This is a genomic window from Secundilactobacillus odoratitofui DSM 19909 = JCM 15043 (genome assembly GCF_001434895.1).
GTDB lineage: Bacteria > Bacillota > Bacilli > Lactobacillales > Lactobacillaceae > Secundilactobacillus > Secundilactobacillus odoratitofui.
Genome location: NZ_AZEE01000017.1, coordinates 38,149 through 51,583 on the forward strand (window position 1 = coordinate 38,149; position 13,435 = coordinate 51,583).

Sequence of the window (13,435 nt, forward strand, 5' to 3'; positions counted from 1 at the left end):
CGTTCAGAATTTTTCAGGTTACCTAACGTATAATGTAAGGCATTTCAAGCTTCTTGAACAGGTCTTCAACGGTTAAACTATAAATCGCCTTGTAATACTCTGGTGTATCATCTTTTTTGGTTGGTGCCGAAATCACAAACGAATTCTGGTCATCACTGTGGCTAATGCCGACGTAGGCACGTCGTTTTGATTTAATGTCCACCATGTCAGAATGGTAAAGTTCGAATAACTGACGAACTTCTAGGCGTAGCTGACGTTTCGAAACAACACTGGTGATCGTCGCAAATTCTTGCATATTGATTGGCGGTAATCCCCAGTCTTGAAGTTGTGCGTCAAACTGCTTGAACAGTTTCACGATGTTACGTCGCAAAGCAAACGGCGAGTCCACGGGTTTAGCTGTAATGTCGGCATAAAGTTTTTTAGCAGCTTCAAAGCTAACTGGATAATCCGCAGCCAGCTGCTGGTTAACTTCTTTATTATCCGCACCATAGAATACTAAAGCATCGGTTAAGGTTAACAAACGAAGCGTCATTTTATCATCGCCAGCCTCTGATTCAGGGGTAATGGTTGCTTGAACGCCCTTGAGATAGAGCTTTTCGATTTCATCGTCGATCAAATGATGTTTGCGTTGCTCGCTAACTACCACGATATGGCAAACAATGTCGTAGAGTTCAGTTCCAAGCATCATCAATTGCTGATCCAAAGTCTCATCGCCCATTGAGATGGCAAAATAAATCTGTGGAAAACCACGTAACGTCATCAAGATGTGTAAGAGTTCGTGAGAAGCCGTATAGTTCGGTGCGGTTAGATCACTCACCTGAACGCTGATTGCATCCTTATCTTGTACTGCTTGTGCTTGGTCATGCCGGACATAACCGCTCTGTAATTGACCAACAAATTGCAGGTCAACTTTACCTGGAAACAACTCGTTAACTGCATCTAGCAAGGATTGCACGTCATCATTAATTTCAATGTTTTGCATTGTTATCTGCACGTTCCTTTCTCATCTGTGTCAGAATTTGTTGCGCATCAGTCTGCGTCGGGTCTTGATGCGTTTTTAATTGCGTCACCACATCGTCAATTTCATGATCCTGTGCGCCAACGCTCATGGCTAGGGATCGTAATTGCATCCGCATGTGGCCTTGTTGAATACCAGTGGTAACCAGGGCCTTAATGGCTGCAAAATTTTGCGCCAGTCCCACCGAAACAATCAATGCCATCAGTTCCTCTGGCGACTGAATACCCGCAATCTTTTGGTTAACTGCTACTAGGGGTAACACGGTCGTAGCGCCACCAACTGTCCCAACCGGTAACGGTAAAGTCAGTGTGCCCACTAATTGATCACCGTTGACCTGCCACTGACTGAGCCCCCGGTATTGGCCATCACGAGCGGCATACGCGTGAGCCGCACTTTCAATTGCCCGCCAGTCATTACCCATCGCCACCACAACAGCGTCGACACCGTTCATAATGCCCTTATTATGTGTCACTGCACGCATTGGATCGAGTTGTGCAATTTGACTAGCTTGTGCCATTTTAGTTGCGGTCAGTTGCGCTTCAGCATCTTCTTGTGCCAGCTGGGCAATCGGAATCGAACAACTCGCGGTCGCCAAACTTTGATCACCTGCATTGGATAGGATACTAAACAAAGTCGTGTGATGAAGTTTAGTTTGAATGACCTTAGCAACCGCCTCTAGCATCGTGTTCATCATGTTAGCACCCATAGCCGCTCTAACGTCCACACTTAGATCAATGGAAACGAAGCCCTCACCTAAGTCGCGGGTTCGAACCAGTTTAGGGCCACCACCGCGTTTGACGATTGATGGATGAGCTGCGGCAGCAGTCTCCAACAATTCAGTTTGGTGTAACGCCACCCAATCATCAATTGAAGCGTAGACCTTAACGTCACTTAAGACAATTTGGCCAGTCAGTAAGCGCGAAGAAACAGTCGCCGTCATGCCACCGGCCCGTGCTAATTGTTTCGCCCCATTACTGGCAGCTGCTATGACGGACGGTTCTTCTGTCACCATCGGCACCACGTAATCACGCCCGTTCACAACAAAATTGACCGCCACACCCTCAGGTAATTGATAGGCAGCAATCGTGTTCTCAATTAATTGTGGTGCATCGGCATGTGCCTCGTGTGCCTCAAGAATGGCACGTTGTTCATCAGTCAAGCCACGGGTTTGCTGTAAGATTGACAGTCGCTGTTGCTGTGTTCGTTTATAAAAGTGTGAAAACTCGGATTCCATGGTCACCTATTCCTTTGTTCATAATTAATATGCTTGATTCAAATATGCGTTAATAATCCCCTCACGAACGCCACTTTCTGAAAAAATAACGCGATCAGAATCAAGCATCTGCAACAGTAAAATCAATGGCATAATACCACCAACAATGATGTCAGCACGATCAGGCTCAAGCCCAGATATTTGTTGACGTTCAGTACGACTTTTACGAAGTAAGTTTGAAAACAACCGAAAAACGTCTTGTGTCGCCAGTTGATAACCGTGAATTTGTTCAACGTGTAAAACCTGTTGCTGGCGACGACTCATTCTTGCCAGTGAGCGATTAGCGCCACCAAGCAGGATGAACGGTTTGGTTTTAGCTTCATTTAGCCACCAGATATCTTTCAACCGTTGACGTAAGAAGACCGTGGCGTCAAAAAAATCAGCCGAGTTAATTCGGTCAGCCAGCTTAAATTGTTCAGACAGATTCACCGCACCGAAGGGAATACTGATCAGGTTACTTTCTTTACCACCTGCAATATTAACCATTTCTAAGCTGGCACCACCAACATCCAACATCAGTGCGTCCTCAACCCGCAGCCGATTCATCACACCAAGATAATCGTAATAGGCTTCATCATCACCAGACAAAACGTCAAATTGCAGCCCAGTTTCTCGTGACACCCGTTCCAAAAAATCAGCTTGGTTGCTAGCTTGACGCACCGCCGCTGTGGTAATCGCCTTCACGGTTAAATTAGGTAACGTTTGATACCGCTGCTTAAACGCATGAAGTGCAGTGAGCGTTCGTTGGATAGCCGGTTCCTGCAGGATTTTCTCACGACCCATCCCCTCAGATAATCGTGAATCTTCTTTGTAGCGCCCCAATTCACGAAACGTTTTATCAGGTCTAACTTCATTAATCGTCATCCGAACCGAGTTAGACCCCAAATCTACAATTACTAAATTGTCCATTGTGCCAACTCCTCCAGTTATTTACGTTGCGATTAGTCGAAGTAGTTGATGCCAATCGCATTAGTCACTTCTGTCAGTGTCTGGTTAGCGACCTTGTTTGCTTTTTCGCTACCATCCTTCAAAATTTGGTAAACCCCTGGAATATCTTGTGCGTATTGTTCCCGACGCGTCCGAATTGGTTCTAATTTTGCTTGTAAAACATCGTTTAAATACCGTTTAATTTTAACATCACCAAGGCCACCATGCTGGTATTGTGCCTTCAAATCGGCAATTTTTTCCGTATCCTCACCGAAGATATCTAAGTAAGTGAACACCGTGTTACCTTCGACATGACCAGGATCTTCAACGTGAATGTGCGTTGGATCAGTGTACATTGACATGACCTTCTTTTGAATCGTGTCGGCATCATCGGATAGGTAAATGGCGTTACCCAGTGACTTACTCATTTTAGCGTTGCCATCAAGTCCTGGGATTCGACCTTCGCCTTCTGGCGGGAAATAGCCCTCTGGTTCAACTAAGACATCACCGTAAATGTTATTAAAGCTCCGAACAATTTCACGGGTTTGCTCCAGCATTGGTTCTTGATCTTCGCCCACTGGCACCGTGGTAGCCTTAAAAGCCGTAATATCAGCAGCTTGGCTCACTGGATAAATGAAAAAGCCGGCTGGCACACTTTGGCCAAACTTCTTTTGCTTGATTTCGGTTTTGACAGTTGGGTTACGCTCCAATCGTGACACGCTTACCAAATTAAGGTAGTGCATCGTCAATTCACTTAAAGCTGGAATTTGTGATTGCACTAAAATGGTCGATTTTGCAGGATCAATGCCAACAGCCAAATAATCCAAAGCAACTTGGATCAGACTGTTACGAATTTTCTCCGGATCACGTGCATTATCTGTTAATGCTTGTTGATCCGCAATCATGATGTATGACTCGTACTCACCAGAATTTTGTAATTTAACCCGGTTCTGTAATGATCCAACATAGTGACCAATGTGAAGCTTTCCGGTTGGTCGGTCACCCGTTAAAATAATTTTTTTGTTACTCATCTTACTCATCCTTTCGTGATTGTGCACTCATCGTAATCGTCCGAGATTGAAAAAACGCCCCATTGCATATGCAATAGGACGTCAACCGCGGTACCACCTAAAATTGTGACCAAAGTCACCACTCAAGCCGATAAGGAAGCACCCTAAAATTCAATTGCTAGCTCCAAATAAACGATTGTAGTTGGTTTCAGCACTTCCAACCTCTCTGCCATGATCGTCTTAACGCACTAGCGAATTTTTATCAATATAATGTTCTTATTCTAAGCAATTTTACGGTCGATGTCAAAGTGACCGAATGTGTTCTTACCTTAATATAATCAAAATTTTTAAAGGTAAAGCCATTCGCAACCTGACACGTGACTAACTTTCGAGTAAATCCAATTGACAAGCCCAATCAAGGCCACTAGAATGGTTCAAGCAAACTAAACGAAAGAGGCGGTTTCTTGACATCGCAGGAACAAATTAAAGAGCAGCAACGTGTTGATTCGGTGATTCATCAAATCACCGCAAAGATTAAATCAGTTTCCATGGAGTACGCCAAAGCTAAAACTGAAATGAAGTTAGTGCAAGAAAACTACAGTGCTAACACCTCGGTCAACTACATTGAAGTTGATGACCGAATTGAAACTTCAGCCGACTTACAACAGCAACGGGCCCTGGCGTCACGATTGATTGAAAATGAGCAAATCATCGCCGGCCAACTACGGACCTACCAAGATTTGGAAAAGTCACCTTACTTTGGTCGCATTGACATTCAAGATCCAGAGGAACCAACACCAGAACAGCTTTACATCGGAACGGCTTCATTTACCGATGAAAAGCAGAATTTTCTCGTATACGATTGGCGGGCACCTATTTCGGCCGTGTATTACAACGGTACGCTTGGGGACGTCACCTACGATACACCAGCTGGCAAACAACTGACCAAGCTTACCAAGAAGCGTCAATTTTTAATTCAACATGGCCAAATTCAAAGTATGTTCGATACGAACGAAACCGTTGGTGACGAACTACTTCAGCACGTTTTAGGTCAGCAAAACGATGAAACCATGCAAAACATCGTGGCCACTATCCAACGTGAGCAAAATGACATCATTCGCGATACCCGCTCAGATTTGCTCGTCGTACAAGGGGTTGCCGGCTCAGGCAAGACGAGCGCCATTCTACAACGGATTGCTTTTTTGCTCTATCACAGTCGTCAAGAACTTCAAGCTGATCAGATTGTGCTTTTTTCACCAAATAAGCTCTTCAGCCACTACATCTCAGACGTACTGCCCAGCCTTGGTGAACGAAACATGCGACAAGTCACCTTAGCTGAATTTTTAAGTCAACGACTCTTAGGCTTAGACGTTGAGACGCTCTTTGACCGTTACGAAAAGGCTAATCAGCTGACCACTACTCAAGAAATTTATCAACGTTTTAAGTCATCAGCCGCATACATGCACCAGATTAACGATTACTGTCAGCGTTTGACGCCTGACCATTTTAAGTTCAATCACATTTACTTTGAAGGCCGGATCTTTTTTGACCGGGCTGAAATTGAAAAAATTTACCAGTCGCTGCCAGCGTTGCAACCTGCTGAACGGTTCTTACGCACTAAAAACATCTTAATCAAACGTTTGAAGCGACGCATCGGTCAGGAGACTAAGGCCAAGTGGGTCACTGATCAAATCGATCAACTGTCTGATGAACAATATCACGACCTGCTTGGCACGAAACGCCGCCGCGATTTTCAAGCGTTGGATGACGAAGCTGATTACATTGCCCGCAAAATTGTGACGCGGCGGTTACGAGTTATTTATGACGCGATTTATAACAATTACTTTTTAGACACTTATAGTCAATACGCGGATTTTATGCAACAAGTCACACCGCCGACTGGCATCAATCAAGACGACATGTCATTGGACGCCAAACACTTTTTAAATGAAATTGAGTACCACCGATGTCCGTTGGTCGATGCAGCACCGCTGTTATACTTACGTGACCTCCTCACTGGCGGTGGTCAAAACCACGCCATGCAGCATTTATTTGTAGACGAGATGCAAGATTACTCCATTGCCCAACTGCAGTACCTTCACCACGCCTTTCCAAAGGCCCACATGACCTTTCTGGGTGATAGTGAACAAGCGCTCTTTAAAGCAGTTGAATCACCAGAAAGTCTGTTGAAACGACTCAAAGCCGCGTTTAATGTCCACCGGCCACGGCTACTTAAGCTGAATCGGTCATACCGATCAACCGCGCCCATCACAACGTTTGCTAAGGCCCTCTTACCAGACGGTGACCAAATTGAGGCCTTCAGCCGCCCAGGAGATCTACCACGCATGATTATGCGCTACGATACTGAAAGCGGATTAGAGGCACTGGCACAAGAAGCGGCTCGTTTGCGACAAACCAATGGGACTGTTGCTATTCTCACCAAGAATCTGAATCAAGCCCACCTGATCTATCAAAAGCTGCATCATCAATCTGATGACGTTACGCTCATGACGGATGCTGACCTCTCCTTACCAAAGGGAACGTTAGTGCTGCCAATCTACTTAGCCAAGGGCCTAGAATTTGACGCAGTGATTGGTTGGGATGTCAGTCAAACTAATTTTCCTGATCAGCGCTATACGGGAACGCTCTACACCATTGCGACCCGCGCGATGCACCAACTCGTTCTTATGAGTATCGGTCAGGTTTCGCCATTAATAGCATCCGATAAGATGCCACAAACCGTATTACAAATTGAACATGAACTGACTAATTAACTGACAAAGATGTTGCAGTGAAAAAATCTATAAAAGTCTAAATTAGTAAGTATCGAATTGACTTCTCACTCAAAAAAATTAAACATTTTAGTTGGTTTTAAGACTGTTACCTAGTCTATACGTGTGCCACGGCCAAATCAGAGAACGGGCCCGTGAATTCCCAAAAAATCAGGAATTCATGGGCTCGTTCTCTTTCTATATTCTGGGACTCAATGAGCTTTTTCCCACTCTGATATTCAATTCACTTGCTTTTCGCCTGCCAGGTGCTGCTTTGAAACTAACGCCTGTTTTAACACAAACGGCGCAATCATAGTTGCCAGGATAATGACCAACACCATTTTAGAATAGGTCGCAGCCGATAGTAAGCCTGACTGCAATCCGATTTGAACGGTTATCATGCCCATCTCACCACGCGAGATCATGCCACTACCGATCACGTAACTGCTTTTGAGGTCAAAACCAGTTAATTTCGCACCTAAGCCACACCCCAGCAGCTTACTCAAACAAGCCAACACCGTCATAACCACGATCAACCACAATGATTGGCCGAGATACTTAAACGACATACTCAACCCAATTCCAACAAAGAAAAGTGGCACAAAGGTTGCATAGCCAATTGGTTCCATGTGGGCCTCGACCACTTCGCGATACGGTGTGTGAGCGACCGCAATCCCCGCGAAAAAGGCACCAACCGCGCCACTCAAACCAACCGCATCTGCCAACCAAGCCATTCCAAGACAAATCACCATCGACATAATTGTGACACTCGAGTTCATGACCAGCTTTTCACTAATTGACATGAGGTATGGTGCAATCCAACGAACAACAAAATAAGTGCCACCAAAAAAGGCAAGCTGTTCCAATAATATCCAGCCTAAGTTAGGCTGATGACCATGCGAACTTAACCCTTGAGCGCCCATGAAACTAATCATAATCGATAGTAAAATCACCCCAATGATATCGTCTGCAACTGCTGCACCAAGGATGGTCGCCCCCTCAGCTGTGTCCAAAGCTTGATAATCACGCAGTACGGCGACCGATAAGGAAACTGACGTTGCGCTGAAGATAACGCCTATGTAGATTGCTTCAAAAGTACCAAAATGAAATAAAATTGCCGCCCCACCCATCAGCACGACCGGAGCAATAACCCCGCAACATGCAACAATAATGGCTGGCTTAAAAAAGCGCCGTAACAAGGTTAAATTACTCTCTAAACCACCAATGAACATTAGCATGATGACGCCAATATCCGAAAAAGTATTTAAGAGTTGGTTCGGCTGAATCCAATTAAACAGCGCTGGGCCAACAACTACGCCAACCAGGATTTGACCAATCACAGCAGGAATTCCCAGCCGATTGGAAAAATGACCCGCAAAAGTCGTTAGTATCAGTAATAAACAGAGTGTGCCAATAAATGCCATCTGCCACCCACCTTTCAATTTTGTAGTACGATAAACATGTTGATTATCTTTAACATTACGCCACATGCGCAACGAATTCCAGAGTAAGGGAGAACCCGATATGTTTAAAAATTGGCATCAACCCGGTAACATCCTGCAACAAACCACGCGTTATCAAGGACCCGTCTTTTCAGTGGAGCAATGTCACATCAAAACACCAGACGGGCTGCTAGTTGAACGCGACCTAGTGCATTGTTCGGCCACGGTCACCATTTTAGCCATGACCGCAGACCAAGAAGTCGTGTTAACCAGCGAATATCGGGTGGGCGTGAACGCTGATTCAGTGTCGCTACCTGCTGGCCTTGTCAATCCAGGTGAAACAGTATTACAGGCTGCTAAAAGAGAATTTCGAGAAGAAACTGGCTTTATTGCGCAGAGCGCCAAAGTGATGACCACGGTCACAGCTTCAGAAGGTTTTATGGACCAAACTGCGGCACTCGTGTTCATTGAATTTGATCAAAGTATTCGAAAGACCCAACACTTTGATACTGATGAATTCGTCAATGTTAACTTGGTCGATTATATAAAATTGCGTCAATGGCTGGCCGACGGTAAAATCAATACCACGCAAGCTATGGCCGCAGTAGGCTACTATGAATTATTTCTCAAAGATCAGCCTAAAGATTAGTTTGGTGCATCACAAAAGAGGCTGGGAAAAAAGTCTATATTGGCAAAAATCGAACTAGTTCCTTAGCTTCGGATTAATTAAAAATTTCAATTAATTCCAAGACTATTATCTGGTCTAAACGTGCGCAAAAACTCAGGCCCCGGCCATATAACAAGACCGGCCCGTAGATTCTCAAACCAGGAATCCACGGGCCGGTCTTGTTATATTCTGGGACCTAAACGAGTTTTTGCCCACTCTTTTTGAGTCTACCTTGTTCGCTTAAACTTGGCGTTTCCGTTGGCGAACTCGCCAGTAACTTAAGCTACCAACGACGATCAATAACAGTCCGATCAGCCACCAATACAGTGCATTTGAATGCGGATTTAACCGACGTGCTTGAGCCTTTGTGATGGTAAACGTCTGATCACTTAACCATTTTTTTGTCCCGGAAGTGATCACCATCTTTAAGCGATAGGTGCCCGGTTCAAATTTCTGGTTAGGCCAAATAAATTGATAATTAAAACTGGAGTGTGGTGCCATTTGAAGGTTGGTTTTTGAATCGTGAAAGATTTGCGAATCCCCGCCCTTAGGTTGAATGGTTGCCTTTACAGTCATTTGACCAAATGCAGTTGGTGCGTTGTTTTTAATCCTGACACCAACAGCGAGGCGTCCGTGTTGCTTATGCGGTATCACTTTAGCGGTTGAAACTTTGGGTGTCACAGGCTGCCGGTTCATTTGCATCGTGGCGCCAACCACCATCGCATAGTGATTTTTAATTGAAAAACCTTTTTGAGACTGTGAGCGTTGTTTTTCATGAATCGGCGTTAGCTTAAAACCGCCATCAATCATGCCAGCAACCTGATTCTTAGGCGTTTTCAATTTAAACGTCACGCGCTTGGTTGATTTTGGTCCAATCTTGACTACCTGTGGGTTGCTAACAAATCGACTGAACTGTTGGGTAGCTGGGACGGTCTGCGGATTTCGCTGATACGCAATCACACCGTTATCGTTTGTATATGCCGATACGGGTGCTATTTTAACTTGGCGTTCTTGATTGCGCTGATTATGCACTTTTAAAGTTAATGTGATTGTCTGCCGGGGTTTAACTAACAGCTGGAAATAAGCGTTTGTATTGGTCATTTGCTGTTTAGGTTGTTGCACCGTTACCGAATAATTAAGTCCTTCTTGTGCACTTGCGGCATTGGCAGTTTGACAGCTGAAAGTCAGGCTTGCAAGTCCAAGTGCAATAACCGTGAATACTTTTTTTAACATACGACATCCTTTCATCTCAATCCTTCCAAATAAAAAACGCGGCTCGTCGCCCTTCAAACGGTATGAGTCGCGTTTTATTTATCTCCCTGAATGGTCTCACTACTTAGCTGCTGCCACGGCCGGTGTTTGATTAACCGTCCAAGTAACGTTAGAGGTATATTGACCAGTCGCCAGTTGGGCAAGTGAGACATTTGATAAATCAAGGTAAGTCGCTTTCGTGTCAACACTCGCCTTTGTGACACCCAAGGCCGGAGCGCCACTCAATACAGTAGCAGCGTTACCCATGATGTCCACGGAACCAGTTGATTGAGCGGCCTTACTTGATTCGTCATCACCATAGGTGGCCGCTGCATCTGCTTGATCACCCTCTTTAGTAACACCGGGGGTTAAACCTAAGTTAAAGCTGACGTTATTAAGGGTTGCGTCACCGTTCGTAAATGGCGATGCTTCAGCTGTAACTGACCAGTTTTTGACAGTTGAGTCAAAGTTTGAAATCACAAATTGAGGTAATTTGCTGGTCGATTGCAATGCTGTTTTGGCCCGTTTGGCACTGGCAAAATTGCTTAATTTAATACTACCAAAATCAAATTGGCTATCCGTTGTGGTTTGAGCTGCTGTTAGTTCACCATTTTGAATATCAAAACTCGCTTTACTACTACCTGGCGTGTTAGTAATGGTAGTATCCGCCTGGGCGACACTACCCATCGCCATTGTACTAACCATGATGAGGCCTGCAAGACTCAATTGAACTAAACGTTTCATAAAAAATTCCCTCCGAAATATTGTTTTTTAAATGGGTATCTAATAAGAATGGTTATTGGTTGTACGTAGCGCCAATCGTCAACCGCCACTTTAAGCCCACCGAGGCGCTACGATATTGGCTTGTGGTTGGTACCGTCAGTTGAAAGCCTGACAGTTGACTTACCTGTGGTGGATCCAAGCCATTGGTTACTCGTTGAACAGCTTCCGCTACTGTTGGATTCGCCTGGAGCAGCGTTGCTGGATCAGTCATTAAAAACCAATCTTTGGTATCGCGATAACTAAATTGATGGGTGCCCAAGAACACGTTTTGCTGACTGTCTTGTGGATCTGCCACACTGGCATCGCCCATAACTTGTAAATCAAAAGGCGCTGATAAAGTGTTTATAACGCTGACTTGAGGCGTTTCACTGGGCCTGACTGTCACCTCATCGGCGTTCAAGTCACTCACCTGATCAAAGTTGATTCGGGATGGCAAACTCATTTCAAAATCTGCCAGCGGATACGTGATCCGGCTAGACCAAAGTAATTGCGAGTTGTCATCACTCGGCATCTGGGTGGCGAGTGCGAACCGAACTGTTTTCCGATTAGCAGCTTTAAACACGAGTTGGTTATTTAAAACCGATTGTGTCACTACTGGCTCACGAGCTGGGTAAAGTGAGTCACTGTCTGAGGTCGAATCATACTGTCCTTCTCCGCTGCTACCTTTAGTCACCAACCGCCAACTCTGATTGTTGGTTGATTCATATAAATTGGCATCAGGATAGCCTGCCCAATCGATGTAATAATTGACCTGATCATCAAACTTTAGCGTACTATTCAGAGTTGTATCTTCATCAAAGGAGCGAGTAGCCTGTCGACCATCGGCAAATTTCAAAAAGAGCGTGGTGTTCATTTTTTTAGTTGCTGAAGCCCCGTCCGTCTGGTTAGCAGGATCACTAAAATCACTCGGGTTAAAAACCCCTTGCGAGCCATCGGTATTAACTGATGCATTAACTGCAATGTCTTTGGCAGCAATTGCGGTCAAATTGGTATTAAGCTGATTAATTTTAACGGTGGTCGAGGGTGCCAAGACGCTGCCAACAAATTGATGATCGAATTCTAAAGTGTCTAGTGTATTAAAGTTTAACAGTAAGTGGTTTTTATCTTTAATGGTTGACTGATTATCTGCAGGACCATAGGTGACATTGACATGGTCATTCGGACTATAAAGTTCAAAATCTCCCGTTAGCTGTGGAAAGTTCAAAACTACGATTGGTTCGGTTTTGTCTTTGGTAATGTACTTGATTTTAATACTGACATCATTGTTATTTTCACGAAGATCAGCCGCTGTCTCTGCCGGAACGTTAACGACCAGTAACTTGTGGCCACTTGTCTCACTATCCGTGTCATCAACCACTGTATTCACACCTTGATTACGACCTACATCACTTTGGGGGACATCGACCGTTTTTAAAAAATGATCTGCAAAAACGGCTTTTAGTTGTGCTTGATCATCATAAAATGCACTTAGTTGAGTTAATTGCGCCTTCGCGGCCTCAAAACTAGTCAAACCGTTATCGGTAAAATCAGTTACTGTTTGCAACTTATCAGCAACCACTGGCTGACTCGGCGTTGCAGTGTTATGAAGTACCGGTGTCGTTTGATCTTCGGCAGCGAATAGATTAGTGGTCAAATCTGAATTTAGTTTAGTAGACAGTGTATTGGCATCTTGACTTAATTGATTGACAACCAACATGTGAGAATCAATGCCTTCAACCGCATTTTGCCAACCTAAAGTTTGCTGCCAATTATCTAACGTAAAATGATTGGCAGCAATTCGCGCGTTACCAACACTATTAGCCTGAGTGTACTGATCAGTAGCGAATAGATTAAAGTTGGAAGCGACCCCAAGTGCGTATTTATGGGTCACCAAATAGCCTAAAGTAGTTTGATCAGTACTTGGTGTAACTGCTGCTTGGCTTACGAGGGGAAAGTAACAGCTTAACCCTAAGCACATCAGCAGCCATCCGAATAGTTTTTTGATTGTCTGTTCACCTCCCTCATTAATTCAGTACAGTCAAGGAGCCAATTATAGTTATAGTTGACTGAGTAATTTAGAGATTAAGCTATTATTCGGGTTTTAGTTCATGTCATAAACGGACTATAATATATCAAATGAATATGTTGTCAGTTGTATATATTACTCAAAAAACGATTCAATTGCAATGTGGTTTCGATTAGGAAAAACTAAAAAAGCAACTCTCATTTGAGAAATGAGAGTTGCTTTTTTAATATAATATACCGGAGGTGGGGTTCGAACCCACACGTCCTCAACGGACACTGGATTTTGAGT

The 13,435-nt window shown here is 44.4% G+C and carries 10 protein-coding genes; 2 read left to right on the forward strand and 8 right to left on the reverse strand.

Annotated features, from left to right (window positions below):
• Nucleotides 1–22: 22 nt before the first annotated feature.
• From FD04_RS02160 to trpS, 4 genes are read right to left on the reverse strand one after another with little or no spacing between them, the layout of a single operon-like run.
• Nucleotides 23–988 carry an IpaB/EvcA family protein gene (locus tag FD04_RS02160; RefSeq protein WP_235805627.1) on the reverse strand — a complete coding sequence of 322 codons (966 nt, stop codon included), beginning with the start codon at nt 986–988 and terminating at the stop codon, nt 23–25.
• On the reverse strand, nt 969–2,252 hold the full coding sequence (locus tag FD04_RS02165; protein ID WP_054702520.1) for a hydroxymethylglutaryl-CoA reductase, degradative: 1,284 nt from the start codon (nt 2,250–2,252) through the stop codon (nt 969–971). Before FD04_RS02165 ends, FD04_RS02160 begins: the two co-directional genes overlap by 20 nt.
• Before the next feature lie 24 nt (nt 2,253–2,276).
• On the reverse strand, nt 2,277–3,200 hold the full coding sequence (locus tag FD04_RS02170; protein ID WP_056946616.1) for a Ppx/GppA family phosphatase: 924 nt from the start codon (nt 3,198–3,200) through the stop codon (nt 2,277–2,279).
• A 32-nt stretch (nt 3,201–3,232) separates the two neighbouring features.
• Nucleotides 3,233–4,249 carry a tryptophan--tRNA ligase gene (trpS, locus tag FD04_RS02175; protein WP_056946618.1) on the reverse strand — a complete coding sequence of 339 codons (1,017 nt, stop codon included), beginning with the start codon at nt 4,247–4,249 and terminating at the stop codon, nt 3,233–3,235.
• Nucleotides 4,250–4,692: 443 nt separating this feature from the next.
• Here trpS and helD point away from each other — a divergent pair, with 443 nt between their 5' ends.
• Nucleotides 4,693–7,002: an RNA polymerase recycling motor HelD gene (gene helD / locus FD04_RS02180; protein ID WP_056946620.1), complete on the forward strand. Its 2,310-nt coding sequence runs from the start codon at nt 4,693–4,695 to the stop codon at nt 7,000–7,002.
• 236 nt (nt 7,003–7,238) lie between these two features.
• Here helD and FD04_RS02185 read toward each other — a convergent pair whose 3' ends face one another.
• Nucleotides 7,239–8,423 (reverse strand): cation:proton antiporter, encoded by a 1,185-nt coding sequence (locus FD04_RS02185; protein WP_056946622.1) that lies wholly within the window; start codon nt 8,421–8,423, stop codon nt 7,239–7,241.
• Between the two features lie 100 nt (nt 8,424–8,523).
• On the opposite strand from FD04_RS02185, the gene FD04_RS02190 reads away from it, so the two are divergent.
• Nucleotides 8,524–9,090 carry an NUDIX hydrolase gene (locus FD04_RS02190; RefSeq protein WP_054702518.1) on the forward strand — a complete coding sequence of 189 codons (567 nt, stop codon included), beginning with the start codon at nt 8,524–8,526 and terminating at the stop codon, nt 9,088–9,090.
• 258 nt (nt 9,091–9,348) lie between these two features.
• On the opposite strand, the gene FD04_RS02195 is transcribed toward FD04_RS02190, so the two are convergent.
• From FD04_RS02195 to FD04_RS02205, 3 genes are all read right to left on the reverse strand, one after another.
• The gene (locus FD04_RS02195; RefSeq protein ID WP_056946624.1) at nt 9,349–10,341 is read right to left on the reverse strand and encodes a WxLIP family cell surface protein; all 993 of its coding nucleotides are present in this window, start codon (nt 10,339–10,341) and stop codon (nt 9,349–9,351) included.
• A 99-nt stretch (nt 10,342–10,440) separates the two neighbouring features.
• Complete coding sequence (locus FD04_RS02200) at nt 10,441–11,103, reverse strand: WxL domain-containing protein (RefSeq protein ID WP_054702511.1); 663 nt, start codon at nt 11,101–11,103, stop codon at nt 10,441–10,443.
• Between the two features lie 52 nt (nt 11,104–11,155).
• The gene (locus FD04_RS02205) at nt 11,156–13,099 is read right to left on the reverse strand and encodes a hypothetical protein (RefSeq protein ID WP_056946625.1); all 1,944 of its coding nucleotides are present in this window, start codon (nt 13,097–13,099) and stop codon (nt 11,156–11,158) included.
• Nucleotides 13,100–13,435: the final 336 nt, after the last annotated feature.

Coding starts and splice junctions, on each gene's coding strand:
- FD04_RS02190 (WP_054702518.1), top strand. CDS start 8,524: ATGTTTAAAAATTGGCATCAACCCGGTAACATCCTGCAACAAACCACG.
- FD04_RS02185 (WP_056946622.1), bottom strand. CDS start 8,423: ATGGCATTTATTGGCACACTCTGTTTATTACTGATACTAACGACTTTT.
- FD04_RS02200 (WP_054702511.1), bottom strand. CDS start 11,103: ATGAAACGTTTAGTTCAATTGAGTCTTGCAGGCCTCATCATGGTTAGT.
- FD04_RS02170 (WP_056946616.1), bottom strand. CDS start 3,200: ATGGACAATTTAGTAATTGTAGATTTGGGGTCTAACTCGGTTCGGATG.
- FD04_RS02195 (WP_056946624.1), bottom strand. CDS start 10,341: ATGTTAAAAAAAGTATTCACGGTTATTGCACTTGGACTTGCAAGCCTG.
- FD04_RS02205 (WP_056946625.1), bottom strand. CDS start 13,099: ATGTGCTTAGGGTTAAGCTGTTACTTTCCCCTCGTAAGCCAAGCAGCA.
- FD04_RS02165 (WP_054702520.1), bottom strand. CDS start 2,252: ATGGAATCCGAGTTTTCACACTTTTATAAACGAACACAGCAACAGCGA.
- trpS (WP_056946618.1), bottom strand. CDS start 4,249: ATGAGTAACAAAAAAATTATTTTAACGGGTGACCGACCAACCGGAAAG.